This window comes from Salipiger marinus (assembly GCF_035481585.1).
Lineage (GTDB): Bacteria > Pseudomonadota > Alphaproteobacteria > Rhodobacterales > Rhodobacteraceae > Salipiger > Salipiger marinus.
In genome coordinates, this window is sequence record NZ_JAYKSL010000002.1 from 23,024 (window position 1) to 48,437 (window position 25,414).

The 25,414-nt window shown below is 63.8% G+C and carries 36 protein-coding genes and 1 other RNA gene; 5 read left to right on the plus strand and 32 right to left on the minus strand.

Annotated elements, in window-relative coordinates; all coding sequences use genetic code 11:
- Nucleotides 1-2: 2 nt before the first annotated feature.
- The 23 genes from VK682_RS03170 to VK682_RS03280 form a co-directional block, all read right to left on the minus strand.
- Nucleotides 3-296, minus strand: coding sequence for a ubiquitination-like system serine protease family protein (locus tag VK682_RS03170; RefSeq protein WP_324781418.1), 294 nt, complete (start codon nt 294-296; stop codon nt 3-5).
- Nucleotides 293-799 (minus strand): DUF1804 family protein, encoded by a 507-nt coding sequence (locus tag VK682_RS03175; protein ID WP_324781419.1) that lies wholly within the window; start codon nt 797-799, stop codon nt 293-295. Before VK682_RS03175 ends, VK682_RS03170 begins: the two co-directional genes overlap by 4 nt.
- Nucleotides 783-1,034 carry a hemolysin XhlA family protein gene (locus VK682_RS03180; RefSeq protein ID WP_324781421.1) on the minus strand — a complete coding sequence of 84 codons (252 nt, stop codon included), beginning with the start codon at nt 1,032-1,034 and terminating at the stop codon, nt 783-785. Before VK682_RS03180 ends, VK682_RS03175 begins: the two co-directional genes overlap by 17 nt.
- An 11-nt stretch (nt 1,035-1,045) precedes the next feature.
- A complete protein-coding gene (locus tag VK682_RS03185; protein WP_324781422.1) occupies nt 1,046-1,774 on the minus strand; it encodes a hypothetical protein in 729 nt (242 codons plus the stop codon).
- 12 nt (nt 1,775-1,786) lie between these two features.
- Nucleotides 1,787-2,701 carry an N-acetylmuramoyl-L-alanine amidase gene (locus VK682_RS03190; RefSeq protein WP_324781423.1) on the minus strand — a complete coding sequence of 305 codons (915 nt, stop codon included), beginning with the start codon at nt 2,699-2,701 and terminating at the stop codon, nt 1,787-1,789.
- Between the two features lie 69 nt (nt 2,702-2,770).
- Nucleotides 2,771-3,139, minus strand: a complete 369-nt coding sequence (locus tag VK682_RS03195) for a Mor transcription activator family protein (protein WP_324781424.1) — start codon at nt 3,137-3,139, stop codon at nt 2,771-2,773.
- A gap of 7 nt (nt 3,140-3,146) precedes the next feature.
- Nucleotides 3,147-3,581, minus strand: a complete 435-nt coding sequence (locus VK682_RS03200) for a phage protein GemA/Gp16 family protein (protein WP_324781425.1) — start codon at nt 3,579-3,581, stop codon at nt 3,147-3,149.
- A complete protein-coding gene (locus tag VK682_RS03205; RefSeq protein ID WP_324781426.1) occupies nt 3,578-3,769 on the minus strand; it encodes a hypothetical protein in 192 nt (63 codons plus the stop codon). Before VK682_RS03205 ends, VK682_RS03200 begins: the two co-directional genes overlap by 4 nt.
- Before the next feature lie 12 nt (nt 3,770-3,781).
- Nucleotides 3,782-3,937, minus strand: a complete 156-nt coding sequence (locus VK682_RS03210; protein WP_324781427.1) for a hypothetical protein — start codon at nt 3,935-3,937, stop codon at nt 3,782-3,784.
- Entirely contained in the window at nt 3,934-4,617 is a 684-nt protein-coding gene (locus VK682_RS03215) for a DUF7168 domain-containing protein (RefSeq protein WP_324781428.1), read from the minus strand. Before VK682_RS03215 ends, VK682_RS03210 begins: the two co-directional genes overlap by 4 nt.
- Nucleotides 4,618-4,623: 6 nt before the next feature.
- Nucleotides 4,624-4,686, minus strand: an RNA gene (locus VK682_RS03220) — hammerhead ribozyme type II.
- Complete coding sequence (locus VK682_RS03225) at nt 4,685-4,954, minus strand: HU family DNA-binding protein (RefSeq protein ID WP_324781429.1); 270 nt, start codon at nt 4,952-4,954, stop codon at nt 4,685-4,687. Before VK682_RS03225 ends, VK682_RS03220 begins: the two co-directional genes overlap by 2 nt.
- A 58-nt stretch (nt 4,955-5,012) precedes the next feature.
- On the minus strand, nt 5,013-5,672 hold the full coding sequence (locus VK682_RS03230) for a DUF3164 family protein (protein WP_324781430.1): 660 nt from the start codon (nt 5,670-5,672) through the stop codon (nt 5,013-5,015).
- Nucleotide 5,673: 1 nt separating this feature from the next.
- Nucleotides 5,674-6,039, minus strand: a complete 366-nt coding sequence (locus VK682_RS03235) for a hypothetical protein (RefSeq protein WP_324781431.1) — start codon at nt 6,037-6,039, stop codon at nt 5,674-5,676.
- On the minus strand, nt 6,024-6,608 hold the full coding sequence (locus VK682_RS03240; RefSeq protein ID WP_324781432.1) for a hypothetical protein: 585 nt from the start codon (nt 6,606-6,608) through the stop codon (nt 6,024-6,026). Before VK682_RS03240 ends, VK682_RS03235 begins: the two co-directional genes overlap by 16 nt.
- A complete protein-coding gene (locus VK682_RS03245; protein ID WP_324781433.1) occupies nt 6,605-7,348 on the minus strand; it encodes an AAA family ATPase in 744 nt (247 codons plus the stop codon). Before VK682_RS03245 ends, VK682_RS03240 begins: the two co-directional genes overlap by 4 nt.
- A gap of 66 nt (nt 7,349-7,414) precedes the next feature.
- On the minus strand, nt 7,415-9,748 hold the full coding sequence (locus VK682_RS03250; RefSeq protein WP_324781434.1) for a Mu transposase C-terminal domain-containing protein: 2,334 nt from the start codon (nt 9,746-9,748) through the stop codon (nt 7,415-7,417).
- Nucleotides 9,745-10,209 carry a hypothetical protein gene (locus VK682_RS03255; protein ID WP_324781435.1) on the minus strand — a complete coding sequence of 155 codons (465 nt, stop codon included), beginning with the start codon at nt 10,207-10,209 and terminating at the stop codon, nt 9,745-9,747. The genes VK682_RS03250 and VK682_RS03255 overlap by 4 nt, the downstream gene beginning before the upstream one ends.
- Nucleotides 10,209-11,042: a ParB/RepB/Spo0J family partition protein gene (locus VK682_RS03260; protein WP_324781436.1), complete on the minus strand. Its 834-nt coding sequence runs from the start codon at nt 11,040-11,042 to the stop codon at nt 10,209-10,211. Before VK682_RS03260 ends, VK682_RS03255 begins: the two co-directional genes overlap by 1 nt.
- A gap of 147 nt (nt 11,043-11,189) precedes the next feature.
- Nucleotides 11,190-11,315 (minus strand): hypothetical protein, encoded by a 126-nt coding sequence (locus VK682_RS03265; RefSeq protein ID WP_324781437.1) that lies wholly within the window; start codon nt 11,313-11,315, stop codon nt 11,190-11,192.
- Nucleotides 11,302-11,583, minus strand: coding sequence for a hypothetical protein (locus VK682_RS03270; RefSeq protein ID WP_324781438.1), 282 nt, complete (start codon nt 11,581-11,583; stop codon nt 11,302-11,304). Before VK682_RS03270 ends, VK682_RS03265 begins: the two co-directional genes overlap by 14 nt.
- Nucleotides 11,580-11,876: a hypothetical protein gene (locus tag VK682_RS03275; RefSeq protein WP_324781439.1), complete on the minus strand. Its 297-nt coding sequence runs from the start codon at nt 11,874-11,876 to the stop codon at nt 11,580-11,582. Before VK682_RS03275 ends, VK682_RS03270 begins: the two co-directional genes overlap by 4 nt.
- Nucleotides 11,873-12,166, minus strand: coding sequence for a helix-turn-helix domain-containing protein (locus VK682_RS03280; protein WP_324781440.1), 294 nt, complete (start codon nt 12,164-12,166; stop codon nt 11,873-11,875). Before VK682_RS03280 ends, VK682_RS03275 begins: the two co-directional genes overlap by 4 nt.
- Nucleotides 12,167-12,314: 148 nt before the next feature.
- Here VK682_RS03280 and VK682_RS03285 point away from each other — a divergent pair, with 148 nt between their 5' ends.
- Both VK682_RS03285 and VK682_RS03290 read left to right on the plus strand, forming a co-directional pair.
- Nucleotides 12,315-13,034 carry an XRE family transcriptional regulator gene (locus VK682_RS03285; protein WP_324781441.1) on the plus strand — a complete coding sequence of 240 codons (720 nt, stop codon included), beginning with the start codon at nt 12,315-12,317 and terminating at the stop codon, nt 13,032-13,034.
- A gap of 568 nt (nt 13,035-13,602) precedes the next feature.
- Entirely contained in the window at nt 13,603-14,004 is a 402-nt protein-coding gene (locus VK682_RS03290; RefSeq protein WP_324781442.1) for a S26 family signal peptidase, read from the plus strand.
- Between the two features lie 20 nt (nt 14,005-14,024).
- Here VK682_RS03290 and VK682_RS03295 read toward each other — a convergent pair whose 3' ends face one another.
- Nucleotides 14,025-14,639 carry a hypothetical protein gene (locus VK682_RS03295; RefSeq protein ID WP_324781443.1) on the minus strand — a complete coding sequence of 205 codons (615 nt, stop codon included), beginning with the start codon at nt 14,637-14,639 and terminating at the stop codon, nt 14,025-14,027.
- Nucleotides 14,640-15,249: 610 nt separating this feature from the next.
- Here VK682_RS03295 and VK682_RS03300 point away from each other — a divergent pair.
- Nucleotides 15,250-15,603, plus strand: coding sequence for an aminotransferase class I/II-fold pyridoxal phosphate-dependent enzyme (locus tag VK682_RS03300; protein ID WP_324781516.1), 354 nt, complete (start codon nt 15,250-15,252; stop codon nt 15,601-15,603).
- Between the two features lie 33 nt (nt 15,604-15,636).
- Here the strand turns inward: VK682_RS03300 and VK682_RS03305 are convergent, their stop codons facing one another.
- Genes VK682_RS03305 through VK682_RS03320 form a run of 4 tightly spaced genes read right to left on the minus strand, consistent with a single transcriptional unit; the run spans nt 15,637 to nt 19,295 of the window.
- Entirely contained in the window at nt 15,637-16,584 is a 948-nt protein-coding gene (locus tag VK682_RS03305; RefSeq protein ID WP_230796256.1) for an ABC transporter substrate-binding protein, read from the minus strand.
- Nucleotides 16,585-16,592: 8 nt separating this feature from the next.
- Nucleotides 16,593-17,372, minus strand: coding sequence for an ABC transporter ATP-binding protein (locus VK682_RS03310; RefSeq protein WP_207543561.1), 780 nt, complete (start codon nt 17,370-17,372; stop codon nt 16,593-16,595).
- On the minus strand, nt 17,372-18,178 hold the full coding sequence (locus VK682_RS03315; protein WP_089844847.1) for an ABC transporter permease: 807 nt from the start codon (nt 18,176-18,178) through the stop codon (nt 17,372-17,374). Before VK682_RS03315 ends, VK682_RS03310 begins: the two co-directional genes overlap by 1 nt.
- Nucleotides 18,171-19,295, minus strand: coding sequence for an aryl-sulfate sulfotransferase (locus tag VK682_RS03320; RefSeq protein ID WP_230796254.1), 1,125 nt, complete (start codon nt 19,293-19,295; stop codon nt 18,171-18,173). Before VK682_RS03320 ends, VK682_RS03315 begins: the two co-directional genes overlap by 8 nt.
- Nucleotides 19,296-19,429: 134 nt before the next feature.
- Between VK682_RS03320 and VK682_RS03325 the strand changes: the two genes are divergently transcribed.
- Nucleotides 19,430-20,455 carry a substrate-binding domain-containing protein gene (locus VK682_RS03325; protein WP_089844849.1) on the plus strand — a complete coding sequence of 342 codons (1,026 nt, stop codon included), beginning with the start codon at nt 19,430-19,432 and terminating at the stop codon, nt 20,453-20,455.
- Between the two features lie 21 nt (nt 20,456-20,476).
- Here the strand turns inward: VK682_RS03325 and VK682_RS03330 are convergent, their stop codons facing one another.
- From VK682_RS03330 to VK682_RS03345, 4 genes are read right to left on the minus strand one after another with little or no spacing between them, the layout of a single operon-like run.
- Nucleotides 20,477-21,682 (minus strand): ROK family protein, encoded by a 1,206-nt coding sequence (locus VK682_RS03330; RefSeq protein WP_230796253.1) that lies wholly within the window; start codon nt 21,680-21,682, stop codon nt 20,477-20,479.
- 8 nt (nt 21,683-21,690) lie between these two features.
- Nucleotides 21,691-22,983 carry a TRAP transporter large permease gene (locus VK682_RS03335; RefSeq protein ID WP_230796252.1) on the minus strand — a complete coding sequence of 431 codons (1,293 nt, stop codon included), beginning with the start codon at nt 22,981-22,983 and terminating at the stop codon, nt 21,691-21,693.
- Nucleotides 22,973-23,506, minus strand: a complete 534-nt coding sequence (locus VK682_RS03340; protein ID WP_089844853.1) for a TRAP transporter small permease — start codon at nt 23,504-23,506, stop codon at nt 22,973-22,975. The genes VK682_RS03335 and VK682_RS03340 overlap by 11 nt, the downstream gene beginning before the upstream one ends.
- A 13-nt stretch (nt 23,507-23,519) precedes the next feature.
- Nucleotides 23,520-24,488, minus strand: a complete 969-nt coding sequence (locus VK682_RS03345; protein WP_324781445.1) for a TRAP transporter substrate-binding protein — start codon at nt 24,486-24,488, stop codon at nt 23,520-23,522.
- A gap of 176 nt (nt 24,489-24,664) precedes the next feature.
- On the opposite strand from VK682_RS03345, the gene VK682_RS03350 reads away from it, so the two are divergent.
- Nucleotides 24,665-25,408 (plus strand): 6-phosphogluconolactonase, encoded by a 744-nt coding sequence (locus VK682_RS03350; RefSeq protein ID WP_230796250.1) that lies wholly within the window; start codon nt 24,665-24,667, stop codon nt 25,406-25,408.
- Nucleotides 25,409-25,414 lie beyond the last annotated feature (6 nt).

The window sequence follows — 25,414 nt, forward strand, 5'->3', positions numbered from 1 at the left end:
CATCAGACGGGCTGCCAGTAACCGTCGCGCAGCCAGCCGTGCCAGCCGCAGTTGAGCTGACGTACCGAGGGGGTCAGCGTCGGTGCATCGGTGCGGCCATTCCAGGACCAGCTGGGCGTGGCCGCGGGCTTGGCGCCAAGTCCGATGGTGATATGGGCAACGTCACCGCACCCGCAGGGGCAGAAGAACCACAGCGCCGGGCTTTTGCCGTCTTCCGCCTCCGTGAACCAGAGGCTGCCGGGCAGAGCTGTCTCGCGATGCAGCCGACGATCGGTGAACGCGATGGCCCGGATCATGACGCATAGAGCTCGGTCAGGTGCTCGCCAAAGGGCTCGATGATCTCGAGGATGGCTGCCGCGTGCTGCGGGAATTCCTCGCGCACGAAGTCCAGAAGCTTGCCCATGACATCCTGCGCCACGCCCAGCTCCGACACCCGGGGCGCGAACTTCTTGGCGCTGGCCGCCATCTTGGTCATCGCATCCGAGAGTGAGACCAGCATCCCGAGCTTCTCCTGCACGGAGTGATTGCCGCTCTTGATCTCTTCGACGATCGACTGCGCCTGCATCATGAAATCTTCGACGACGCTGGAGACCACGGCCTCCACGCCTTCGCCCGCGATCACATGGGCGGTGCGCGCCTTGTCCCAGTCGTCGCCCTGTGCCTTCGCCGCCTTCTTCCAGCGGCCAACGGTGGCTTCGCTGAGCCCGTAGGCTGCAGCAATGGTCGCCTGGGTGAAGCGACGGAAAACATAGTCGGCCCGGGCCTTGCGCCGCAGCTCTTCGTTATTGCGCGGTGCCATTCAGCCCTCCGGCGATGATAAAGGCGATGGCGGCCGACACGAGCCCGCCGACAATGAGGCGCAGCACCCAGGTGATGCTCTGCTGGATGCCGTTGAGTTTCTCGTTGGCGTGCGAAATCTGCTGCGCCATGCCGGCCTCGTTGAGTTCGAGGGTCCGGAGCCGCCCGTCATGGCTATCGAGCCGGTTATGGGCCCGATGGATGCTTTCGGCGAAGTGGTTGGGGAAGTCGGTCATTCGGTCTCCGGTTACCGGTGGGGCCCAGACGATGGCTTGTTGCGGCGCAGCGCGTTTCCCGTCGCAAGGTTTTCGCCGTAGGACTCGATGGTGATCGAGGTGGGGCGGCGAAGTTCGACCTCGCGCATCTTGCTCTCGATGATGCTTTGCAGCACGCCCGCGCTCGGGCTCAGCGTCTTCAGGGCATCCGGGACGCTCGCCCGGACGTGGTTATCCGCGGCCTGCAGGGCGTCCGATCCTGACAGGCCCCGCGCCAGCGCCATGAGCAGGCCGGAGGCGGAAGCGGAATGCAGGGCCTCGCGCGCGCGTGCCTCTTTCTCGATCGCGACGTGGCTCCGGACGAGGCTGCCGATCCAGCCGACGATCCCGACGACGACCCAGCCCCACACTCCCTGCGGCGCCGTCGCACCATCCAGGACGGCGGCGTCGGCCTGGGTTCCGGCCATGAGGAATAGGCCAAGCAGCACGACGGCGGAGCCCTGCCACGGCCAGACCAGACGGAAATTCGGGGACTGACGTTCCCACCAGGCCCAGAAGCCGAAGATCAGCGGCGCGATCATCTGCCAGATGCTGAGGCCGCTGTCGATCACGGCTTCGGGGCTGTCCCCGAGGCCCATGGCCTGAAACAGGCCCATCAGATCGATCCCCGCCGAGTTCAGCAGCACAGTGGCGAGGAGGAGGAGCTGCGCCCAGAAGGATCGGGCCTTCCAGACGGCAAGGGTTGGGAGGGCAAGGTTCATGACCGGGATCCTTCAGAGGTGGGGTTCGGACTGGTGGGGTGAGGTGTAACTTGCGACGATCCAGCCTTCCCGACCGGCATAGGTAACGAGATGCCAAGAGCGGCCGTCGAACGTGCCGGAGCGGATCACCGGGACCACGACGCCGTCGGGGATGGCGGCGATGACGTTGGGATTGAAAGACGGCCAGCGGCGCATGTTGAGCGTGTCGCCGTTGGCTTTGATCTGCACCATCATGTCGTTGATGGCCGACAGGCTGGAGCCTTCCTCGGCTGCCGCATCCGCCGGATCGTCGCGGCCAAGGACCAGCGCGCGAACCTGCTCCAGCGGGAAAAGCGGGCCCGGATCGACCTTGCGGCCCGGGCTGACATACCAGTGCGTGGTGATGTCTTTGAGGGTCGGGATGTCGCGGAAGAGGGCTGAAAGCAGGGCGACCAGCGCGTCGATCTGTTCGACCGTGTAACCCATCCAGACCCCCGCGCCGTGCTGGGGCGTGTCGACATATTCGATGTCGAACTCACCACCGGCCTCGAAAATCTGCCCCCACCAGGCCCGGCCCTTGTCAGCGGAATACGACCCGTTCCTGAGCGAGCGGCCGAGTTCGCCGACGGTCGTCATCTTGCCCGGATTGACGAGTTCGATCCCGATCGAGAAGCCGTTGCACCCGGTGCGGCCGTGATAGCTGGACTGGCCCGCGTGATTGGCGCGGCGGTTCGTCGGCACCTGCTGGGTGACCGTCGCGTCGCGCTCGACCACGAAATGCACGCTGACCTTGCCGGGATTGGCTGACGCGAGGTAGGCGGCGGAATTGCCCTTCTCCAGCCGCCCTGCGGCGTCATGCAGAACGACGATTTCCGGCGTGATGACGTCGCCGATGTAATGGGCTTCCTGAAAGGTCAGCCCCTCGACCTTGTGGTTGATGATACGCATGTCGCCTCCGGTTTTCCGAGGCATCGCATGGGCACAAATCAAAAGTCCCCCGGACAGGTGTCCGAGGGATCAGTCTTCATCAGGGAAAAGAGAAAGCTGGCCAGGTGGCGCATTCGCAAGACGGCGGACATGCCTCTGCGAGATCCCGAGATATCTGGCAATCGCCCGGCTGTCATGACCCTTTGCGGCCAAGGCCCCGACCTCCTGACGGCGCCGCTGCACCTTGCCGTGCGGCACATAGATCGGCTGGCCGCCAAAGTGATGACAAAGCGCCGCTGCCTGCGCGTCACCAAAGAGCTCGACCAGCTCCGCCGAGGGCTTCTTCGCGAAGTAGACCTCCTGCCCGCCGTAATGCTGCATCAGCTTGAGGGCCACGCCAACCCCCAATTCCTCGGCCACGCCAAGCAGGATCTCCGGAAGGAAGGAAAGGTCGTTCATTCTGGCCTCACCGCGTCGGAATGCCGGAGCGCTGGCACCAGCTCTTCAGCGCCTCAACCACATCGTTGATCTGCGACGCCTCCGTCATCATGTCGATGTCGAGCGGCACATGCCCCCACTTCGTCTCGAACCGAGCACGGATGAAGGCATTCAGCCCCTTCGGGCCTGCAGCCTTGGCATGCCCGGCCATGAACAGAAGGCGCCACAGCACGTGGCAGTATCGGACATCGCCTCGTTTGGCCTGCGGCCGGCGCTTGGGCGTCTGAGTTTTGAAGCCACGCTTCTTGAGCGCCTCCAGAACCTTCCGGAGGTCCGCATCCGACATGTCGGACATGCTGGCTTTGCCGGTCACGACGAACTGCAGGTCATGCCGGGTGTCGCTGTCGATCCCGAGCTGCCGACAACCGGCATGGATCATGCGGTGAAGGGAACGGTCGGTCATGCCAGCCGACCTTCCAGATCCTGCGCCATGGCCCACAGCGACTGCGGCTCCCCAAAGGCGCCGGTAACGCTGCGGTTGCCCTGGGCATCATGAGAGAGCTCAAATCCGAAGGCCTCAAGCATTCCGCCAAGGGCCTCTTCAAGGATCAGCGTGCGTTCCACAAAGGATTGATCGGGGCGAAGCTGCATGTGTCTTCCTCCCTAAAGAATGAGGATGGCGGCGGCAGAGGCGGTGAAAAGCACCGTCAGCACAGCACCGAGGGCAATGACGTCAGCAGACTCGCGACGCAGCGCCGAATGCGCGGTCGTCGCGGCAAACCAGACCGCGCCAAAGCCGATGACGATCCCGACACTCATGATCCCGTCTTTCCGATCTGCTTCATCGGACGGCCGCCATTGACGCCGTGGGCGAGCTGGACGCGGTCCGCCGCACGATAGCCGGCATAGGTCGCGCCTTCGAAGCGCGGCCGGGTCGGCTTATTGGTAATGACGCCGGCCTGGGGAAAACGGACCGAGAGCACCTCACGGGACTTGGTCCATGCCTCGTCAGACATCGTTTCGGCGAACATCATCGACAGGCGGCTGCGCAGCCGCAGGACGAGACCATAGGTGAAATCCCTGACAGCCGCCCGTTTCGTGGTGATCGTGCGACGGCGCTTATATTCCGGGCTGAGCTTGAAGCCTGCGATCTCCTGATCGACCGCGCGGTTCAGAACCTCGACGAGGTAGCAGGCGATCTCCGGTCCCGGGGCATGGCCTACGAAGGTGATCACCGGCGTCCAGCTTGGATCGAACATCGTGGCGGAGTTGGTGCAGCGACCGACCATGCCCCAGAGGCTGTCGCGGGCCGAGGCCCCCTTCGTTTTGACCGGGACCGACTGTTCGTCGAACTCGACATCCTCGTCGGAAAGCCCATGTTCCCGCATCAGCGCTGCGGCCTTTTCGGCGGCGCCCATGGCTTCGGCCTCCGACGCCCCGGCGTCGCGCGCGAGGCGGCGAAGTGCCGCGATCTTTTTGCGAATGTCATCTGCTGACATCGATCCCTCCAGCTGCTCATCAGGCCCCGGCCACCACGCCGGGACGACGCCCCGAGGGGCGTTTCGCTCAGGTGGTCGGTTTGGTCGCCTTGAAGGTCAGGCGGCGGCTGGCGGGGATATCGACGAGCGCGCCGTTGCCGGGATGCCGTCCAACGCGCGCTTTGTAATCCTTGGTCTGAAAGCGCCCGAAGCCCGCGATGCTGACAGTGTCACCGGCATCTGCGCGCTCCGCGATCTTTGCATGCGCAGCATCAAGGATTTCTTTGACGTTGGTCTGGTTGAAGCCGAGCTCATCGGCCACGGCCTTGACCAGCTGGGTTTTGGAAAAGACTGCCATGGGGGTCTCCTTGGATTGAAGATTGCGCCCGAGCCGGATCACCCGGCCGGGGCTGGTTTCAGGCGTTGGCAAGGTTGATCGTGAGCGGTTCCCAGCCATCGCGATGGCTATTCCGGAAGGAAAACCGAACATACTCCTTCGCGCCCATCACATAGGCGGCGTCCCGGATGGCATCCTGTCCGCGCAGCCAACGAGAATCTTCGCTTTCGGTTCTGAGCAGAGCGGCGATGGCGGCGCGGCTGATCTGGCCCTCGCGATCGATATTGAAGGCGTTCGTGACGATCGACCGCATTTCGGCCCTGGTTTCCGAGGACCATTCATGGATGCATTCGTCAAAAAGGGCCTTCGCGGCCTGCATTTCCGGGCCGTAGGCGATCCGATCCTGCATGCGGACCTCAATCTTCCAGAGCCCGTCAAAACTGGTATAGCTGCGGTTCCCTTTGGGCCCGCCGATCGACACGCCGTATTCCTGCGACACAAGATCGTCGAAGGCGTCCAGATTGAACATGAGATGATTGCGGAAGCGGCGCAGTTGCTCCGACAGCGCCTGTGCCCATCCGAATTCCCGGCGGACCGTCTCGTCCATCAGTTTTTTGACAGGAGGGATCGCCTCGACCGGGTGCAGGCCACCCGTCGGGTTCTTCATATAAGGGCTGCCTTGGACGTCGATGATGCCATCGGGGATCGGGGCGGGGGTGAAAGCCGTTGCAGTTGACATTTCAGGTCTCCTTGGTCGGGTTGAGGGGGCAACTTCTGCAGGCGGCCCAGTGCCGAAGCCTGTCAGGATTTGAGGTGGACATCGGCGCCGTGGCGAAAACCTGACAGGCCTCCGCCGTGATGCCCTCGTGCAGGTGCGGACACATGATGCGGTCGCGATAGAGCCGCACCACGCGTGCGCCATGGCGCCTGGTGGCAAGATCCAGACTGCGCGCGGGATAGGTGCCGCTGATCAGCATGGAGATGGAGGGACGCGGGATGTCGCATTCCCGGGCGATCTGCGACACGGTCTTTCCCTTGGACCGCTGCTCGCGCAGCAGGCGCACCCATTCCAGCTCCGGAAGGTCGAGCTTCAGACCTGTTTGCACGGCCAATCCTTCCCGGTGTTGAAATCGTGGAAAGACCCGCGTTTATGGCTGTAAACCGGCGCGCGAGGGCCCGTATCCCGGATGAGCCGAAAACGGTTGAAGCCGTTCGAACCGGACGCGGTACCGGGCACTTTGCGCGCTGTCCGCATGACATACCCGGCAGCGACGAGTTGGCGCAGAAAACCGTGCAAGCTTTTGTAAGCCTTCGGCGGATCGGCGCGGGATACGACCATCGCGATATCGGGAACGGTAAATTCACGATGGATCTGCATTGCCCGCCATGCGCGCTGCCGGATCGTGTTGCGAGAGGGTTTTCGGATCGTCTTCGTCGGCCCGCTTCCGCCGCCACAAATCCTGACACCGCTCGCCACCGCCTGCGCGCCAGCTTCGGTCAGCTGGAAGCACCCACGTTCAACCCGTTCGATATATCCGCTCGCGATCAGCCCGCACGCAGCTTTGCCGACCTGAGCGTTGCTCAGGTTCAGTGCCTCGCCAATCTGTGCGATCACCTCGCAGCGGTCGCCAAGATGGTAGAGGATGCGATGCTGGTTGGTGGGCTCGCTGGTCACTTCGTCACCCCCGGAACATGGATCGGACGACCGGATTTGCGGTCGTTGGTCAGATGCTGACCCGCCATCTCGCGCAGGGTCAGGCCGTCCGTGGATGCGGGCGGGTTCCGCAGGCCAAAGCGTTCGATGGACTTGATCGCTTCGAGGATCTCGCGATTGAACCCGCCGGTCGCGCGGTGGACAAAAGCCGCAAGATCGGCGGCCACCGGAACTTCGCATTTCGCCGCCAGAAACTCGGTGACCTCTTCGACGGTGGCCGGTTCAAACCGCACATAGCGGCTGATCCGCGACGCGGTCTGCGGGTAGCGCGTCAGGTTGTCCCTGATCTTGCCCATACCGACCAGGATGAACGGCACACCGGAAATGTCGGTCAGGTCGCGGATGGTATCGACCAGCTTGCCCTTCGTGGACACGTGGTCGGCCTCATCAACCACCACCACAAACTGCCGCTGGACCACAGCCGCATCGCGCGACCGCTCGGCCAAGGCGGCCAGACAGGCGTTGAAGCGCTGCTGATGGCCGCGCGGCGGGTTCATGATGCCCATGGATGTCAGCATCTCGCCCAGCATCCAGTACGGGTCCCAGTCCGTCTTCGCCCGCAGATAGGTGCAATCTTCATCATCCGCCCAAAGCGACAGGATGGTGGTCTTCCCGAGGCCCGGCGGGCCATCGACGATGATCAGCCGGCATTCTGCAGAGCCGCGCATTTCAAGGTCGCTCATCGCGCCCAGAAAGCGCATGTAATTCCGGGTTTTCACGAAATCGGGTTTCATGTAGTCTCCTCTTCGTTGACTGCTCGTCACAAATCAGGCGGCGGACCTGAGAAGGTCGTCCAAACTCGACAGGTCCACGCCTGAATTCCTCAGCACCTCCTGACCGGCCCGGCTGGCCATGACGTCGCGCAGCAGGCGCACCCGCCCGGGTGTCAGCTGCGACGGATCGGCAAGGCATTGCAGCGCAAGCTCGGCATCGGGATTGATCTGCGCCGACTGGGCGCGCCGGGCGGGCGCCGCCGAAGGCCGGGCAGGAAGTTTCTCCGCCTCCGGCACCCCCAAGGGCGCCATGTCGATCACCGCACCCGCAGGCTGGTGATCCAGAATGAGCGGGGCGTTGCGCTCCTCGACGATGCCTTCACGCCGCAGGTCGTTGCGCTTCAGGCGGCCCTTTTCCCGACGCTCCATGGCGCCTTCCAGGAAGGTTTTGGGCATGTAGCTGACCTTGTTGCCACCAAACGCCGCGACGCAGATGAGCTTGCCGACCTCGCGCGTCTCGGGATCGATTTCCCGGACCCAGACCCTGTCAGCCTGGTTATAGTCGTAGCCGACATAGACCTCCTGCTGGTGATAGGGGTTCAGATCGAGGCTGAAATATTCGTTGGTCCAGAGCTCTACCAGGCACCGGTGGACGGTCCGCTTTTCGTAGGGGCGGAACAGGTCGTCCATGGTGAACGGATCGACGAGAACCGGCTCGAAGCCCTGATCGACGTGGTATTGCCAGTATTCGTTCGGCGACATGAACCGCAGCCGCCCGGTCTCGGGATCGGCGAAGCGGGGCAGTTCGCTATGGGGCCGGTTGTTGTAATCGTCGATCCGGCGCTGGCATTCCTGACGGAAATCCTGCCAGCTCATCAGCAGATTGGAATAACCGAACTCCCGGCGATCCGCCTTGATCTGTTTGTCGATCTTCTGGCGGGCTTCCTTGTCCATCTCCTCGCCCAGATAGGTCGGCAGTTCCCGGGCGAACGGGATCCAGATGCTTTGATGTGACCGTTCGATGTTGCCCTTTGCCTGCGATCCATAGGGCAACGCATGCATCTTCGTGATGTCGAGGCGGGCCATCAGGCCATTGCCTTCATTGTCGAAGGCCTTGTTCTTGTAGCCAGCGCCCCGGTCGAAATAGACGACGGCGGGGATGCAGTGATCGGCACACGCGTTGCGCAAGGCTTCCGTGACCGCGATCACGTTTTCCTTGCGCGAAATCGCCCAGCCCACCGCCCGGCGGGTCGCGACATCGATGATCGTGGTGATCTCGGGCCGCATCGGAGCGCGCGACCCACCCGGATCTTCGACACGCGCGTCAAAGGTGTGGCCGTCGCCGACATAGATGGTGCCGGGCAGGATGTCGCTGGTATCCCGGGACACGAAGGCCATGCGCGCCCGCAGGGTAAGGCGGCCCTCGCGCCCCTTGTTCTTCTGGATGTGATCCAGCTTCTCGCGCAGGATGTATTCGACCTGGTTGATCGACAGCGGTTCGGTGCCTGCCGGAGCGGCCGCGACATAGTCCCGGTGAACCTCGGTGATCTTCGGCTTCGCCGGGCGGGCATAGCCCCGCATGAAGCGCCAGAAATCATCCGGGATCGGCTCTTCCTGTTTGGTCGGCGCGGGCGCCAGCGCCACGAGGCCGCCTTCCTGATAGGACTTGAGCCAGTCATAGAGGGTGGTTCGGCTGACCTTCTGGAAGGCGTGGCCCTTGCGTGGCCGGTTGTTGGCCTGCGCGAGCAACTCCTCGGACACGCCGAAGCCGAAGGGAAACCGGCGATCCGCCGTGCGCCGCTTCTTCGGCTCGTCAAGCGGCGGAAGCGCCGCCATGGGCGATCCCTCTTTCAGCTTCAGCTTGTGTTCAAGCGTCAGGAATTCGCCGGTATCGCGAACCTGACACGCCTGAAGCCATGCCGCATGCCCCTGCTGCGCGAGGATGAAATCCCTGATTGCGGCGCCATGCTTCATGCCCCAGCGGCTGGCATAGGCGATCACAGCGGTCAGGACCTGCCCGCGCGCCTCGGCAATCTTGCGCTGCGAGGTGGAAACCTCGGTGGCGGGCTCGTCCGCGCTGGTGAAAGACACCGCGCGGCTGGCGACCTTGTCCGCCTGCATCATGCGTTCAGCGGCCAGAAGGCTCTCCAGCCGGGGCACCACCGCGATATGGTATTCAAGACCCCCGCCGCCTTCTTTGCCTGCGCGCTTTCTGCAGCGCGACGGCGGCAGGTCGCCCCATCCCTCGCGCTTGGCGTAGCGGATCACACCGCTCTTTGTATGCGGAAACGCCTTGTATCCGAACCGTTTGGCCAGTTCGGCCAGCTCAGCGGCGGTAAAGAATTCCTGAAGATGTGACCGGATCACCGGCAGCGACATATCGTTCATCGTCTTACCTTTATTTCTGCTTCCAAGAGCCGCTCCTGCGCCTCCAACTCCTGTCTCTTGTCCCGGAGGAGCTGCAGCCGGATCATCTTGGCGTATTCCGATGCGATCACGGTCAGACCGAACTCGCCCGGCGCGAAGCCCAGCAGGTCTTTGACGCCGGTGGCGTGAACCAGAGCGATGAAGGCATCGAGCGGGATGCGGTGGTCCTCTGAGCCTTCAGAGGACCATTTGTTGAGCATCGCTTCGCTGACAGTCCGGCCCAGATAATCCGACATCCCCCGGGCCACGGCTGCCCGCGTCATCCCGTCATCCCGGGCATCGCGCAGGGCCTGGCCGATCAGCCGGGCGATCTTGTTATCCAGCCGCCCGCGGCCCGTGACCTCGGGACCATAGCCGACGGCAACCTGAGGCGGCTGCCAGTCGAAGAGGTCCTTGGTCAATGGGTCGCGGTGGCGGCGCATCAGATATGTCCCAGCCGCTTGAGCGAGGCGATCACCCGATCGGCTTCCGCCGAAACCACCATGTCCAAGGCAGCATCGGGCAGTTTGCCGAAGGCCTCACGGACAGCCTTGAAGCGCTTTTCCGTCGACACCTCGGACACGCCGCCAGCGAGGGCCTCGATGGCGCCCGCCACGTTCGATGCCTCGGTCTCGGGATCAAGGATCACATCGAGAACCTGCTGCTGCTTGCGGGGATCCAGCTCGCTCAGCGCCTTGAGCTCAGTCTGCTTGCGCGCCACGGCGGTGCCGACCAGCTGCTGCCGGACGGTCGGCGCGAGGTTGGTCCAGATCTTGACGGCCAGGTTGATGGCGCGCTTTGACAGTCCGACCTTCTCGGCGGTATCCGCCGCAAAGCCGAAGACTTCGGCCTTATCATCGGAAATGGGAAAAGATTTCCCATTTGCCCGGCGACCCGGTTGAGACGCACCAGGGTGCTGTGCGTCGTAGATGCATTTCAGTTCAAACAGATGCTGGCAGCGGTCGAGGGCGGAAAGCTCGGCGCGGCCGAGGTTCTCCATCACCTCTTCCAGCCGCGCAGCCTCGTCGGTTTCAGCGGTGGACAGCCGGGCGGGGATGATCTCTGCGCCGTTGATGCGGAAGGCCTGATAGCGATGCAGCCCCGCCACCAACCGGTAGCGGTCACCGACCTGCCGGACCGTGATCGGGTGCATCAGACCCTGCGCGGCAATGATCGCGGCCAGTGCCTCGGCAGAGGCCGCGTCATAGCTGCGGGCGCGATCGTCAGGAATGTCGATCTGCGCCAAGGGCAGATCGAGGTACGTCATGGTGGTCATGTTTTGCCTGTAGTGAGGAAGTTAAGCAGCGGGCGGCGTGCGTTGGCCGCCCGACGCTGCAGTCTCAGAAGAACATGCCGGAGAGCGCGGCGGCCCAGATGAGCGCGCCCACAAAGCTGAACGGAAGGAACCACCAGCCGGACGGCATCACAGCACCTCGGGGTCAAAGGCGCCGAGACCGGCAGCGATCCCGAGCCCCATCACGAGGAGCGCGAAGATCAGAAGCGCGCCGATCACGTCGTCGAGCCCGACAATGACACTACCGATCCGCATGTGTGATCTCCACGCGCGGCATCGCCTCAGTGGCCTTCGAAAGCGCATCCATGATGCCCAGATCATCAAGGTCCCCGAGACGGATCGTCAGCAATTCGGCAGTGTGGACAACTAAGCTCTCCAGCTCTTCGATGACGGCGTTCAGAATGGTCGGATCATGGTCGAGCTCATCCTGCTGTTCACGCGTCTCTGCCAACGCCTTGGTCAGGATGGAGATCACCTGAGCGTGGGCGCGAAACTTGGCGAAAGTTCTGACAGGCGACGTCATACCCGCATCCCCCTGACACCCGCACCGAGCCCCTCTTCGAGAAACCTCAGCTTTGTCCCCTTCGGGGTGATATGCGCGTGGATTTCCTCGCGGTTTGCCTGCTCGATTGCTTCCTGCTTCAGAAACCCCTGAATGCCGCGCAACGAGAGGAGCAGGCGGGACAGCGTCTCCGGATCGGGTTTCACGCCGCCCGCGAGATAGGAGATGACTTCGCCGACATCCCGTGCCGAGGCGCGAAATTCCTCGGACGAGATGTCAGGAACAGCCGCTGGTCTGGACGAAATGCCGGTCATGCCGCCCGTTCCTTGTCAGCAGCACGCTGCGCTTTTGCCCTTGCGATCAGGGCCTCATTTTCCGCAGAAAGGATCCGGGACTTCCTGATGGGATACCGATCCGGGAAAAGCTCCGCGGGCTTGACGCCGAGATAGTCGGCCAAGGCCCGTTCTGCGGGGCGAACAGCGCGGCACCACACCTGCCGCATGTGGCTCGGGTCGATACCATTGAGTTCGGCAAGGCCGCTCAGGGTCATGCCGCGCTCTTCCAAGGCGCACTTGATCCGGGCTTTCGTCCAGACTTGGGTCATTAGGGAGACCTCCTGTTCTAGAGCCGATGCCGCAAACATCGGCTCTTATTCGGGTTAAGAAGCGCAACAGCGGCACGCGTAAGCAGGCCGCATAAGAAAGGATTAACAGGGTTTTTCTGTCTAGTAAACAGAGATTTCCTACTTTGATATGGGACGACAACCGATCTCGAAGACACCGTTCGCTGAGCGTCTCACGTCGGTGCGCAGCGCTTTGGGCGCTAAGGACAGAAAGTCTTTTGCCAAGATTTTGGGGATGAACGCTGAAACGTTGGGTGGCTATGAACGCGGTGACACCGAGCCCGATCAAGCCTTTCTGGCGCGCTATAAACAGGACTTCTCTGTTAATCTCAACTGGTTACTCACCGGCGATGGCGAAATGTTCCAAGGTCAGGGCGGAGGAGCGCAGCCAGAAGTTCTTTCTTCCCCACCTGAGGCCAATCAGTCGGACATGATCCGCCTTCCGGTCTACGACGAGGTTTATGCATCCGCTGGCCACGGCGCGCTCCCGATTTCGGAGCGCGCCGATGGCGTCATGGCATTCGAGCGGCGCTTCTTGCGCGATCAGGGTGCCACCCCCGAACAATGCTCACTGATCTGGGCACGAGGCACCAGCATGAGGCCTACCATCCCAGATGGATCAATTCTGGTGGTGGATCACAGTCAGCGCTCCGTCGAGCACGGCTGCATCTATGTATTCAGCGTCTCTGATCGACTCGTCGTCAAGCGCGCGAGGTGGCGCATGGACGGTCATTTGGAGCTGGTTTCCGACAACACCGCTGAAGGCTACCCCGTCGAAGCTTTTGGACCGGAGACTGCGGATGACCTTCACGTCGTCGGCAGGGTCGTATATTTTTGCCGGGCACCTTGATGAAGCTCGCCCCATATTTTGTTGATGTAGTCGGCTCTGGTGAGCCTGTGGATGTGATGCCCTACGTAATCGAGGCGATGGCTTCCTGTCCGTATCGACACGATTTCACACCAATCGAAATAGCGAAGCTGTTAGAGCTAGTCGCTCGAGGAAAGTACATCTCGGTTGACGTTCTAGACCGCATCGAAGGTCGCATGCTCGATGCCATAACAGGAAGGGTTATCCGATGGCTTCAAAGCGAGCAACGGATCGCACAGCTAACTGAGCGCATGTCAGATGACATGAGATACCTACCGTATGTTGAAGTTCATTACTTCAAGGGCGATCCAGTCTGCGCGGGCGTCGAAAAATTGTCTGGCCGCTGGCTAAGGCAGGACGAACTGGTCAGGTTTCCCCTAGCCGATTGCGATCAGGAAAGGTGTTCATGTGGATATCATGCCTGGACGAAACATAGCGGGCGCAAACGGCACCCGGCCCGTTCCGACCCATTTTGAGACACCAGCGCGTCGTCAGTCGCGCGGTATGCTGCAGTAGAGCATCGAAGCCCAAAACCTAAGGTTGCAGAAAAATGAATATATTGAGCTTGGCATCAGCACTCGTGATCGCCCTCTCGCCACTAGCGGCTTCGGCAAACGAGGTCACACCAGGCGAGGCCTACTCGTTGTCGGAGGCAGAGCTTGCAAGGTTCGACATGGTGGTTGCGAGGGGGCTCAGAGACCCCGGAAGTGCTATGCTTCGTGATGTCATCGCGGTGAAAGGTGATGACGGTCAGATCAGTGTGTGCGGATTGGTGAATGCAAAAAATGGCTATGGCGGGTACTCTGGAGACCTCCCATTTATGGCCTTTCTCAAGACAGACGGTGATCTATTTTCAATCGGAGACGACGAGATCATGTACGGCGCAATCGAGACCATATGCTCGTCTGTACGAAAAGTGTATTTCGGCTCATCGCCTGCACAGGGCAATTGAAAGCTGGAGCCGAAGTATGGTCAGTACCTGACCATCAGTTGCGCCACCTCGCTCGCTGGCACATAGGTCATGAGGTTTCCCCAGTCGTCGGGCCCTTCGACGTCCTGGGAGACCCAGTCTTCATCTTCCGCCCCTCTGGCGTCCGTCACATACAGAGCGACCGATCCATCCGCTCCGAACGAACAGGATCTGGTGGGCAGGGCCGCAAAGCGATCGAGACGATCGCACATGAGCTGCGTTCCGTCCTTTCGGCGCACGATGATCTGAGACGGCCGCAGCGCCGGGTTCACCCGCAGTGGGTCCCAGGCCGTTTGGTGCCGATCTGATGTTGAAACGCCGGCGGCCCGCAGAAGACGGTATGCCAATGTGCTTCCCCACCGACGCCACAGCATGGCCACCAGGCACGTAATGACGATGCTGGATGCGGTTGCCGCCCAGACCGACCCGCCAGGTGCGGCGACAGCCATCGCCGTTATCCGAGCCACGACCGCGAAGACCAGCGAGCCGAAGATGACGTCGGCGCTGCCGTGGCCTCGATCAAGACCAACGGAGGCTATCCGGTAGCCCAGAAACCCGGCCGCCAAGACCACTATGGTGTCAGTGGGCAACTGAAGAAGGGATGCGACGTCATTCATGCGAGAACCTCATTTGGCGACAAGGTAGCACAGACGGCGGAACGAGGAATCCCTGGGATGGTGTCAAGATCGGCCGCGACCCTGAGTGGCCAGAGGCGGGGCTAGAACTGCCGATTTTGACCGCGCCTCTGCCGTCAGGAACTGGCCTGACGGTACCGATCCTGACACTTCGCGTGGTCACACCTTAATCGTCGCCAAGTCACGACTGAATTTTATCTAACCCGTTGTTTAGTAATAGTTATTGTAAGGTGTGACCGATTACGCCAAGGAGTGACCGCTTGGTCACCCCTTGGCGTGCTATCTCGGAAAATTATGAGGCCGCCAAGCTTCCTTTACTTCGGAATAGTGATCGCGGAACCCGACAATTTCCTTAATGTTGGTAGTACGTTACCTGATGCGTGATTTTTGTAGACCAAATGTCGATCGGATGCGCGATCGAACCGCCCAGATCGCTCATTTCCATCCACTAACTTGCACTTCCGTCCGGAAACGAACTTCGCATGATCTGCGGATTTTCCCTTTTCTTTTATGCTCTTAATGGGCGATTTCCTCGATCATCGTTCTGTCCGGAAGTTAGTCCCCCCCTACACCAAGCCCCATCGCCGCCGAGATCGTGGGCGCGGCGCTGAGCGATGGCAGCTATCGCAAACATGTGGAGGGGGTCCGGCGGCGGCTGTCCCGCGCGCGAAAGGAGGCTGCCGCGCGGCTGGCCGATCTGGGCATCACGCCATGGCTGATGCCGCGCGGCGGCTTCTATCTGTGGTGCCACCTGCCCGAGGGCCGGGATGCCGCCGCTCTGTCGCGGGCGGCGCTGCGCGAGACTGTGGTGCTGGCGCCCGGCAACATCTTCAGCCCGGCGCAGACGGCGGCGGGCTTCATGCGGTTCAATGTAAGCCAGATGCCGGACCGCGCGTGGCAGGTTCTGGCGCATGTGCTTGCCGAACCGCCGGACCGGCCCGGCTGACCACGCGGGCCAGCCGGACCGGGGCTGCGGCGCTTAGTTCAGCGTCACCACCTCGGGGGCGGCGGCGGCAAGCGGGCCGGGGGCAAGGATCGCGGCGATGTCGGCGGTGGTCGGCACCTCGGCGCGGATCACGCCCTGACCGACGATCCACGCGGCCTCGCTCGCCAGCAGTTCCGGCAGATCGGGGGCCAGCACGGTGCCGAATTCCATATCGGCCCACATGCCCTGCAGCGTCTCCACCGACACGTTGCCGCTGAGCGAGGCCGAAACCCTGTCCGCCGCCATGGCGGGATCGGCGGCGACATCGGCATCAGCCCGGACCAGCGCGCCCAGAAAGGCGGTCAGATCGGCATCGCGCGCCAGCATGTCGGGGCTTGCGGCCAGAATGTAATGCGGCTCGTAGCTGCCGGGGCGCAGTTCCAGATACCGCGCGCCAAGCGCGTCCTTGGCGCCCTGATAGAAGGTCGGGAAGGGCACGATGGCGTCGACATCGCCGCGCACCAGTGCCGGGACCAGATCGCCGGGGGCGGCATTGATGACCTCTGCCGAGACCCCCGCCTCGGTCAGCGCCGTGGACAGGAAGTAATCCACATTGGTGCCAAGCGTGGTGCCGATGCGCTTGCCGTCCAGATCGGAGAGACTGTCGAGCGGCGACTGGTCGCTGTTGCCGATGATCCGGCTGCCGGTGTAGCGGGTCAGATCGGCCACGATGGCAAAATCCTGACCGGTCAGCGCGCCGGTGGCGGCGGGAAATTCCGCCATGAAGGCGATGTCGACCTGCCCGCCGAGCAGCGCCTCGAAGGCCTCGCGGCCGGAGGCGAAATTGACCAGCGCGACCTCCAGCCCCGCCTCCTCGAAATAACCTTCGGCCAAGGCGACATCGACCTGCGGCGTCTGCGGGTTCGGGGTCCAGGCAAAGGTGATGGGATCCGCAGCGGCGGCGGCGGGGATCAGCGACAGGGCAAAGATGGCGTGTTTCATGACAGTCCTCATGCGCGGGAGTGGGGGGAAGTGGGGTGAAGAAGCTCGATGATCTCTTCGCGGATCGGCAGCAGCACCTCGGCCTGCGCGCGCAGCGACCGGGGGCGGGGCAGATCCAGCGGATAGTCGCGCAGGATCCGGCCCGGGGCCTGACTCATCACGCAGACGCGGTCGGCGAGCAGCAGCGCCTCGTCAACGTCATGGGTGACGAACAGCACGGTGGCCCGGTGCTTCTGCCAGATGTCGATCAGCAGGCGGTGCATCACGATCCGGGTCTGGGCATCCAGCGCGCCGAAGGGTTCGTCCATCAGCAGCACCTTGGGGCCGGAGGCGAAGGTGCGGGCGATGGCCACGCGCTGCTTCATGCCGCCGGACAGCTCCTGCGGGAACTTGCGGGCGTGATCCGCCAGATTGACCTCCTCCAGCGCAGCCATGGCCCGGTCCTGCAGCTCTGCCTTGGGCAGGCCCAGACGTTTCAGCGCGAACTTGACGTTGCCAAGCGCCGTGAACCACGGAAACAGCGCATATTGCTGGAAGATCACCCCGACATCGGGCCGGGGGCCGGAAATGCCGGTGCCGTCCAGCGTGATGGCGCCGCTGGCGGGGGTGACGAAGCCCGCGATGGCGTTCATCAGCGTGGACTTGCCGCAGCCGGACGGGCCGATCAGCGCGGTGAAGCTGCCGGGCGCCAGATGCAGCGTGGTGGGGGCCAGCGCCGTGACCGGCCCCTCCTTGCCCTTGAAGGTGATCGATACCTGATCGACGCGGACATGACCTGACATCGCCATCACCCCTGCTGCCAGTGGACAAGTTTGCGGCCCGCCCATCGGACCAGCAGATCGACGCAGGCCCCGAGCGCGCCCAGAAGGATCAGCAGCGCGAACATGCGGTCGGTGCGGATATACTGCCGTGCTTCCTGCAGCCGGTATCCCAGCCCCGAGGACGCGCCCGACAGTTCCGCCGCCACAAGGCTCAGGAACGCCAGCGCCACGCCCAGCCTCAGCCCCGCCACGATATGCGGTGCGGCGGCAGGGATCACCACGGTCAGGAATTCCCGCTGCCGCGACGCCCCCAGAGAGCGCGAGGCGCGCAGATAGATCTCGGGGATGTATTCCATGCCGTGATGGGTGTTGAACCAGACGGTGAGAAACACGGTGTAGGAGACGACGAAATATTTCGATCCCTCGCCGATGCCGAACCAGACGATCGCCACGGGCACCAGAGCGATGGCCGGGATCGGGCGCAGCAGGGTCAGAAAGGGGTTCAGCAGCGCGCGGACCAGCGCCACCCGTCCCGTCAGCAGGCCCAGCGTGACCCCCAGCACCGACCCGATGGCAAAGCCGGTGGCCGCCCGCCGCATCGACACGGCAAGATCGGTGGCAAGCGTGCCGTTCTCCGCCATCTCGACCCCGGCCTGCCAGACCGACAGCGGCGAGGGGAAGATCTGTTCCGGCACCAGCCCGGCGGCGGTGACAAAGAACCACAGCATCAGGATGAAGCCGAAAGACAGCAGCGGTCGGCCAAGGCCGGTGGCCCCTGCCAGCCCCATGGCCAGCAGCGGCCGGACCCGCCGCGGGGAAGCAGGATCAGCCATGCGCGCGCTCCTTCAGCCATGGCAGCGCCGAGGCCGGGTAGCGATGCGCGCGGAAGCAGCTGTTATGCTCACCGGTGATGAACTGGGCCAGCGGTTCGGGATAGGCTGCGAAGTCCGGGATGACATATTCCCAGACCACCGCGCCCTCTGGTGTGACCTCGAACAGGCGGCCAAAGGCGCTTTCGCAGATGAAGGTATTGCCGTTCCACAACCGCTGGCAGCCGCCCATATAGGGCGAGAAAAACGCCATCGGCAGCGGATCGGCATAGGACCACACGACCCGGCCCGAGCGGTCGAATTCCAGCGCCCGGGAAAACGGCGAGGTGGATCCGGTGCGCAGGTTGCCATTGTCGAAGACAAGGATGTTGCCGCCTTCGGTTTCCACCGGCGTGTGCTGCTGCGCCACGACGTCGGGGCCGACATGCCAGACCACCGCGCCCGTCTCTCGGTTCACGGCCACCACGCCGGAGGTGGTGCGCAGGCTCAGCAGCATCAGCCCGTCGCTGGTCACCGACACGCCGTTGACCATCGGCCAGTGGCGGCGGTCGAAATTGGCATGGACGGGAAAATCGGCGGGATCGAGGTGATCCCAGATCCGCCATTCCCACACCACCTCGCCCGCGCGGTTCACCTCGCGCAGGATGTCGGACTGGATGATGCCATCCGCCCCGTCCTTGCGCGGATCGCCCCCGGTGACGCGGGCGGCCTTGTCGGCGGGCAGCGGCGCCGCAACGGTGTAAAGCAGGTTGCCGTTGGGCAGCCAGTGCGCGTCATGGTGGTGATAGATGTCCTCGTGCCGCCAGACGATGTCGCCCTCGGGGGTCGCTTCGTAGAAATCGCCGCCATGCCACAGATCCCATGCCGGATAGAGCGCCGCCGAGGTGGCGTGGCTGCCATTGTAGCCAAGGTTGCCATTGGGCAGGATCACCGCATCGCGGCCCGGGCGCACCGGCATCTGCCAGCGATGCGCGGAATTTCCCTCGATATCCACCAGATCGACCCGGCCTCCGCCGGTCTGGGGCGCAAACAGCGTGTAGCCGCCTGCGGTGCGGTCCCGGTCGATGGCGGTGAGTCCGGTCCTGCGACGGCGGAGCGTGGTTTGGTCAACAGCGGTCATCTGGGCCTCTTAAAACGATTTAACCAAGCGTTACGGACGATTCCGCCTTGAGTAAAACGTTTTAAAGGTCGAGGCTGGCCTTAAAGAAGCGCCCGCTGATAAAACGGGCAGAATGATGAATGGCAAGGCAGGATATGGACAGACCAGCGGGGCGGCGACCGACCGTCAAGGATGTGGCGAAGCTTGCCGGGGTGTCGCAGGGCACGGTGTCGAATGCGCTGTCGGGGATGCGCGGGGTCGATCCGGTGACGCGGCAGCGCATCGATCAGGCCGTGGCGCAGCTTGGCTATGTGCCCAACCTTGCGGCCCGGCGCATGCGCACCGGCATGACCCATGCCATCGCGGTGATGACCTCGATGCCTGCGGCGGTGTCGGCGGGCAGTTCGCGGCTGGGATTCCTGATGGAAATCGCCGCCTCTGCGGCGATTCACGCGCTGGAGCATAATTCGGCGCTGGTGCTGGTGCCGCCGGTCGCCGATCCCGCGACCGCGCTGCGCAACGTGGCCATGGACGGCGCGATCATCATCGAGCCGCAGCGCGACGACGCCTTCCTGTCGCTGCTCCGGCAGCGCGGCCTGCCCACCGTGGTGATCGGCCAGCCTGCACAGGACGATCTGCCATGGATCGACATGCATTATTCGGAAACGGCAGAGATGCTGCTGTCCCATCTGCTGCAGCAGGGCTCGCGGCGCATCGCGCTGATCATCGGCGCCTCGCAGCGGGTGTCGCAGGGCATCACCGAACAGGTCTATCACGCGCAGATGCAGCGGTTCGGCATCGCGCCGCGCGTGATCCGTGTTCCCGAGGCGGAGGGGGAAGAGGGCGCCTATCGCGTCACCCGCGCGCTTCTGCAGCAGGATCCCGGGCTCGACGGCATCTTTGCCCCGGTGGATGCCTTCGCCTCCGGCGTGATGCGGGCGCTGCGCGAGGAAGGGCGGGCGGTGCCGGGCGAGGTGCGCGTGGTGACCCGTTACGACGGTCTGCGCGCGCGGGAGGAACGCCCGGCGCTGACCGCCGCGAACCTGCATCTGGATCAGGTCGCGGCCATGGCCACGCGCGTGCTGATGGATCTGATTGCCGGACGCGAGATCGCGCATTGCACCAAGGGCCCGAGCCCGTCGCTGGTCATCCGCGATTCCTCGGCAGTGCAGGGCGGCTGACAGGGGCCGCGCCGTCTGCCCTCAGCGCGCGCCCTGGCTCCGGGCGCTGCGCAGCGGACGGGCGGCGGGGGCCGGGGCGCTTGCGACCAGCGCGCGCAGGGCGGTGTCCAGCGGCTCGCGCAGCGCGCCCAGCAGTTCGGACTGGGCGCTGCCATCGCTGACCGACACCCGCACCTTGTCGAGAGAGCGCAGCATCGGCGCCACCTCCAGCGTCTGGACGAAGCGGCTGAACACTTCGGGGTTCTGCACGAAAGGCCCGGTCAGGATCACCCGGTCGGGGAACAGCAGGCGGCAGAGATTGGCGGTCACCCGCAGCATTTCCGACAGGGCCGCCTGCACCACGCGCGAGTCGCGCAGATCCATGCGCGCCAGATGGGCGGCGATGGCATGTTCGCTGGCGGGCAGGCCGGGGAATTCGGCGGCCAGATCCGACCGGATCGCCCAAAGGCCCGCGACGGTTTCCAGACAGTCGCTGTTGCCGCAGTTGCAGCGCAGGCCGCGCCCGTTGCCAAGGCCCCAGTGGCCGATCTCGCAGAACCGGCCCCGGCTGCGGTTCACCACCTCGTTTCCGGCGGCATAGGCGGCGCCGATGCCGTGGCCCCAGTGCAGCAGCAGCGCGGTCTCTTCGGGGCCGTGGTTTTCCTGCACGCGCAGCCCCGCCATTTCCGCGTCAAGGTTGCGGATCAGCCAGACCGGGCAGCCGAACCCGTCCAGCGCTGCGCCAAGGTCCAGATTGCGCAGCTGCGGCCAGCGCGCCGAGACGCACCAGATCTTGCGCCCCACATCCAGCAGCCCGGACATGGCGCAGACGATGGCCGCAAGCTCCACCTGCGGGGCAAACAGCGCGGCGGTTTCGGTCACAAGCTGGCGCAGCGTGGCGGCGATGCTGGCGCTGTCGCTGTCCATCGGCGGGGCGGCGGTGATCTGGCCCAGCACCCGCAGATCCAGATCCACCGCGCTTGCCACCAGCGTCTGGTCCATCACGGTGACGAACACCGCCCCCAGCCGCTGCTGGTTGAAGGACAGCACGGCGGCGGGGCGGCCCTTGCCCCGCCCGCGCGCGCTGTTTTCGTGCAGAACCTCCTGCGCGATGAGCTGGCCCACCAGATCCGACACCGAGGTGGAGCGCAGGCCCAGCTGGCGCGAGATCTCGCCCCGGTTGGTCGCGTGGCCGCTGCGCACCAAGGAGGCGACGGCGATCAGGTCATCGGTGCGGGCAGTGTCCATGGCAGGCGTCATCGCATCAGGGCAGGCAGGGTCATCGTCAGCGCCGGCACATATGTCACCAGCAGCAGGACCACAATCATGGCCGCGTAGAAGGGCCACATCTGCCGCACCGCCGCGCCCATGCGGATCCGCGCGATGCCACAGCCGACGATCAGCGAGGTGCCGACCGGCGGGGTGCAGAGCCCGATGCCAAGGTTGAGGATCATCATCACCCCGAAATGGATGGGATCGACCCCGACCTTGGTGACGATGGGCAGCAGGATCGGCGTCAGCAGCAGGATCAGCACGCCCATGTCCATCAGCATCCCCAGCACCAGCAGCAGCAGGTTGATGGCCAGCAGCACGAAGATCCGGTTTTCGGAGATGAAGAAAATCCCCTCCGCCAGCAGGGCCGGGATGCGCAGATAGGACAGCAGGAAGCCGAAGACCGAGGAGGTCATGATGATCGCCGTAACCATGGCCAGCGTGGTCAGCGTGGTGGTGAAGATGCGCGACACCGCCACCCGGTCGAGGCTGCGATACCAGAACAGCGTGACCAGCAGCGCATAGACCACCGCGATGGCGGCAGATTCCGTGGCGGTAAAGATGCCGGACAGGATGCCGCCGATGATGATGACGATGGTGAAAAGCCCGATGGCGGCATCGGCCAGCGCCTTCATGCCGCTGCGCAGGTCATAGCGCTGGCCCATCGGGTGGCGGTGCCGCTTGGCCATGATCGCGCAGATCACCATCAGCGAGGCCCCCAGCAGGAAGCCCGGCACATAGCCCGCAAGAAACAGGGTGGAGATCGGCAGCCCCCCGGCGGCAAGCGCGTAGAAGATCATGTTCTGGCTCGGCGGGATCAGCACCCCCTGCACCGAGGAGGTGATGGTGACCGACACCGAATAGCCCTGCGGATAGCCCGCCTTGGTCATGGCCGGGATCAGGAACGACCCAATGGAGGCGACATCGGCCACGGAGGATCCGGAAATGCCCCCGAACATGGTGCTGGCCACCACATTGCCATGGGCAAGCCCGCCGCGCAGGCGCCCCACCAGCACATCGGCAAGCTTGACCAGCTTGTCGGAAATCCCGCCCTCGGTCATGATGTTGCCGACGAGGATGAAGAAGGGCACCGCGAGGAAGGTGAAGGAATTCAGCCCGTTGATCATGCGCTGCGCGACCAGGAGCAGCGGCAGGCCCAGATGCAGCGCCGTGGCGAGCGAGGCGAGGCCAAGCGCGAAGGCGATCGGCACCCGCAGCAGCATCAGCCCCAGAAAGCCACCCAGAAGCAGCGTGATCCCGATCCAGTCAACCGACATGATGCGCCTCCGGATGGTCCGAAACATCCGCGTCCGGCATCGACACGTCGCGAAGCAGGATGTTGCCAAGCGCGTTCAGGATGCCAAGACCCCCGCCCACCGTGGCGGAATAATACAGCAGCGCCTTCGGCCAGCCCGAGGCGGGCAGCACCTGCACCCCGGTCAGCGCGATCAGATCCTGCCCGTAATACATCACGCTGAACATGAATCCGGCCATGGCCAGCTGCGCCAGGTAGTCAAGCGCCAGCGCCAGCGGCAGGGGCAGCAGGTCGCGCAGGAAGGTGATGGCGACATGTTCATGCCGCCTGATCCCCACCGCCACCGCCAAGAGCCCGAACCAGATCAGGAACAGCAGGGCGATTTCCTCTGACCAGCTGGTCGGGCTGTTCAGGGCGAAGCGCAGGAACACCTGCGCCACGGTGACAGCCGTGATCGCCACCAGAAGCAGGTGGCAGATCAGGGCGGCCAGCCGGTTGAGCCCGTCGAGTGCGAAGGCCAGCTGGCCGCGCCATGCTGTTGTCATGCCAGACCGCCGGTTACTTTGCGGCCCGGATGCGCTCGAGCAGCGGCATCAGATCGGGAAATTCCTCGTAGATCGGCTGCACCGCTTCCTGAAATGGCGCGTTGTCGATCTCTGTCACCGTGGCGCCGCCTTCGGTCACGGTCTGGCGGGCCTGCTCGTTGGCCTCGCGCATCAGGTCGCGTTCATACATGGCGGCATCGACGGCGGCGCGGGTGATCGCCTCCTGCTGTTCGGGCGGCAGGCTGTCAAAGCGCATCTTGTTCATCAGCAGCAGCGCGGGCGGGCTGAGATGCGCGTCCTCCACGTAATTCGGCGCCACCTCGTAATGGGCGGAGGTGTGGTAGGAGACGAAGTCATTCTCCGCCCCGTCGATCACCCCGGTCTGCAGCGCGGAATAGACCTCGCCATAGTTCATGGGCGTTGGCACCGCCCCCAGCAGTTCCATCATGCGGATGGAGATGGGCGCGGGCTGCACCCGGATCTTGAGCCCCTGCATGTCGTCGATGCTGGCAATCGTCTTGCCCTCGACCGTGTAGAAGGACCGCGATCCGGCATCCATATAGGCAAAGCCCTTCAGCCCGACCTCTTCGAGATCGGCCAGCACTTCGGCGCCGATGTCGCCGTCCAGCACCTTGTATTTGTGATCCCAGTCCGCGAACACGTAAGGCAGGGTGAAGGCGCCCATGGACGGGCTGACATTGGCAAGCCCCACCGAATTGACGCGGGTGAAGTCGACGATCCCGGCCTGCGCCTGTTCGATCGTCTCGGGCTCCTGACCCAGCTGGGCGCCGGAGAACACCTGCACCTCGACCTCGCCGCCGGAATACTCCTTCACCAGATCGGCGAAGTGATACATGGCGACGGTGACCGGGTTGCTGTCCGGCTGGTTTTCGGCCAGCCGCAGCACCGTCTGGGCCGAGGCAGCCCCCGGCAGGATGGCGGCGCTGGCCAGCAGGCCGAGCAGGGCGTGACGCATGTTCATTGGAAATCTCCCTATTGGATTCTTGTCTTTGGCCCAGCAAAGCGCGCGATCTGCCTTCCGTCAATATATTTGAACATCTTCGTTCTAAAAAAGTGCCGCAAGCCCATGGATCAGTTGACAGGGGAAATCATTGTTGATTTTTATATCGCAACGCAGACGTTCAAAAAGGTGAGCCGATGAAGATTGTTGTGCATGACGACAAGGCGGCGATGGGCCGCGCGGCGGCGGCAGAGGGCATTGACGCCATCCGCGAGGCTCTGGCGCGGGACGGGCGCGCGGCGATCATCGTCGCCACCGGGATGAGCCAGTTCGAGATGCTGGAGGAGCTGGTGCAGGCCGATCTGGACTGGAGCAGGATCACCGCCTATCACCTTGATGAATATGTCGGGCTTTCGCGCGACCACCCTGCCAGCTTCCGCGGCTATCTGCAGACGCGCTTTGTCGAGAAGGTGGGCGCGCTTGGCGAATTTGTCGCCGTGGATGGCGATGCGCCCGACCTGCAGGCCGAGATCGCGCGGCTGAACGCCCGCATCGCCGCTGAGGACATTGCCGTGTGCTTCGCCGGGGTGGGCGAGAACTGCCATCTGGCCTTCAACGATCCGCCCGCCGATTTCGACACCGACGCGCCCTATCTGGTGGTGGATCTGGATGCGGCCTGCCGCCAGCAGCAATATGGCGAAGGCTGGTTCCCGACGCTGGAGGATGTGCCGGCGCAGGCGATTTCCATGTCGATCCGCCAGATCCTGAAGGCGCGCAAGATCATCCTGACCGTGCCCGACGCGCGCAAGGCCAAGGCCGCGAAGGCCGCGCTGGAAGGGCCGGTGACCAATACCGCGCCCGCCTCGATCCTGCAGACCCATGTCGATGTCAGCGTCCACATGGACCCGCCCGCCGCGTCCCTGCTGGACGCCAAGGGCTGAGGCGGG

Bases quoted from the DNA above. Each gene is read 5' to 3' on its own strand.
- VK682_RS03170 (WP_324781418.1), bottom strand. From the start codon at position 296: ATGATCCGGGCCATCGCGTTCACCGATCGTCGGCTGCATCGCGAGACA.
- VK682_RS03175 (WP_324781419.1), bottom strand. From the start codon at position 799: ATGGCACCGCGCAATAACGAAGAGCTGCGGCGCAAGGCCCGGGCCGAC.
- VK682_RS03180 (WP_324781421.1), bottom strand. From the start codon at position 1,034: ATGACCGACTTCCCCAACCACTTCGCCGAAAGCATCCATCGGGCCCAT.
- VK682_RS03185 (WP_324781422.1), bottom strand. From the start codon at position 1,774: ATGAACCTTGCCCTCCCAACCCTTGCCGTCTGGAAGGCCCGATCCTTC.
- VK682_RS03190 (WP_324781423.1), bottom strand. From the start codon at position 2,701: ATGCGTATCATCAACCACAAGGTCGAGGGGCTGACCTTTCAGGAAGCC.
- VK682_RS03195 (WP_324781424.1), bottom strand. From the start codon at position 3,139: ATGAACGACCTTTCCTTCCTTCCGGAGATCCTGCTTGGCGTGGCCGAG.
- VK682_RS03200 (WP_324781425.1), bottom strand. From the start codon at position 3,581: ATGACCGACCGTTCCCTTCACCGCATGATCCATGCCGGTTGTCGGCAG.
- VK682_RS03205 (WP_324781426.1), bottom strand. From the start codon at position 3,769: ATGCAGCTTCGCCCCGATCAATCCTTTGTGGAACGCACGCTGATCCTT.
- VK682_RS03210 (WP_324781427.1), bottom strand. From the start codon at position 3,937: ATGAGTGTCGGGATCGTCATCGGCTTTGGCGCGGTCTGGTTTGCCGCG.
- VK682_RS03215 (WP_324781428.1), bottom strand. From the start codon at position 4,617: ATGTCAGCAGATGACATTCGCAAAAAGATCGCGGCACTTCGCCGCCTC.
- VK682_RS03225 (WP_324781429.1), bottom strand. From the start codon at position 4,954: ATGGCAGTCTTTTCCAAAACCCAGCTGGTCAAGGCCGTGGCCGATGAG.
- VK682_RS03230 (WP_324781430.1), bottom strand. From the start codon at position 5,672: ATGTCAACTGCAACGGCTTTCACCCCCGCCCCGATCCCCGATGGCATC.
- VK682_RS03245 (WP_324781433.1), bottom strand. From the start codon at position 7,348: ATGCGCTTTCTGGGCGCGATGAGCGACCTTGAAATGCGCGGCTCTGCA.
- VK682_RS03250 (WP_324781434.1), bottom strand. From the start codon at position 9,748: ATGAACGATATGTCGCTGCCGGTGATCCGGTCACATCTTCAGGAATTC.
- VK682_RS03255 (WP_324781435.1), bottom strand. From the start codon at position 10,209: ATGCGCCGCCACCGCGACCCATTGACCAAGGACCTCTTCGACTGGCAG.
- VK682_RS03260 (WP_324781436.1), bottom strand. From the start codon at position 11,042: ATGACCACCATGACGTACCTCGATCTGCCCTTGGCGCAGATCGACATT.
- VK682_RS03265 (WP_324781437.1), bottom strand. From the start codon at position 11,315: ATGCGGATCGGTAGTGTCATTGTCGGGCTCGACGACGTGATCGGCGCG.
- VK682_RS03270 (WP_324781438.1), bottom strand. From the start codon at position 11,583: ATGACGTCGCCTGTCAGAACTTTCGCCAAGTTTCGCGCCCACGCTCAG.
- VK682_RS03275 (WP_324781439.1), bottom strand. From the start codon at position 11,876: ATGACCGGCATTTCGTCCAGACCAGCGGCTGTTCCTGACATCTCGTCC.
- VK682_RS03280 (WP_324781440.1), bottom strand. From the start codon at position 12,166: ATGACCCAAGTCTGGACGAAAGCCCGGATCAAGTGCGCCTTGGAAGAG.
- VK682_RS03285 (WP_324781441.1), top strand. From the start codon at position 12,315: ATGGGACGACAACCGATCTCGAAGACACCGTTCGCTGAGCGTCTCACG.
- VK682_RS03290 (WP_324781442.1), top strand. From the start codon at position 13,603: ATGAATATATTGAGCTTGGCATCAGCACTCGTGATCGCCCTCTCGCCA.
- VK682_RS03295 (WP_324781443.1), bottom strand. From the start codon at position 14,639: ATGAATGACGTCGCATCCCTTCTTCAGTTGCCCACTGACACCATAGTG.
- VK682_RS03305 (WP_230796256.1), bottom strand. From the start codon at position 16,584: ATGAAACACGCCATCTTTGCCCTGTCGCTGATCCCCGCCGCCGCCGCT.
- VK682_RS03310 (WP_207543561.1), bottom strand. From the start codon at position 17,372: ATGGCGATGTCAGGTCATGTCCGCGTCGATCAGGTATCGATCACCTTC.
- VK682_RS03315 (WP_089844847.1), bottom strand. From the start codon at position 18,178: ATGGCTGATCCTGCTTCCCCGCGGCGGGTCCGGCCGCTGCTGGCCATG.
- VK682_RS03320 (WP_230796254.1), bottom strand. From the start codon at position 19,295: ATGACCGCTGTTGACCAAACCACGCTCCGCCGTCGCAGGACCGGACTC.
- VK682_RS03325 (WP_089844849.1), top strand. From the start codon at position 19,430: ATGGACAGACCAGCGGGGCGGCGACCGACCGTCAAGGATGTGGCGAAG.
- VK682_RS03330 (WP_230796253.1), bottom strand. From the start codon at position 21,682: ATGGACACTGCCCGCACCGATGACCTGATCGCCGTCGCCTCCTTGGTG.
- VK682_RS03335 (WP_230796252.1), bottom strand. From the start codon at position 22,983: ATGTCGGTTGACTGGATCGGGATCACGCTGCTTCTGGGTGGCTTTCTG.
- VK682_RS03340 (WP_089844853.1), bottom strand. From the start codon at position 23,506: ATGACAACAGCATGGCGCGGCCAGCTGGCCTTCGCACTCGACGGGCTC.
- VK682_RS03345 (WP_324781445.1), bottom strand. From the start codon at position 24,488: ATGAACATGCGTCACGCCCTGCTCGGCCTGCTGGCCAGCGCCGCCATC.
- VK682_RS03350 (WP_230796250.1), top strand. From the start codon at position 24,665: ATGAAGATTGTTGTGCATGACGACAAGGCGGCGATGGGCCGCGCGGCG.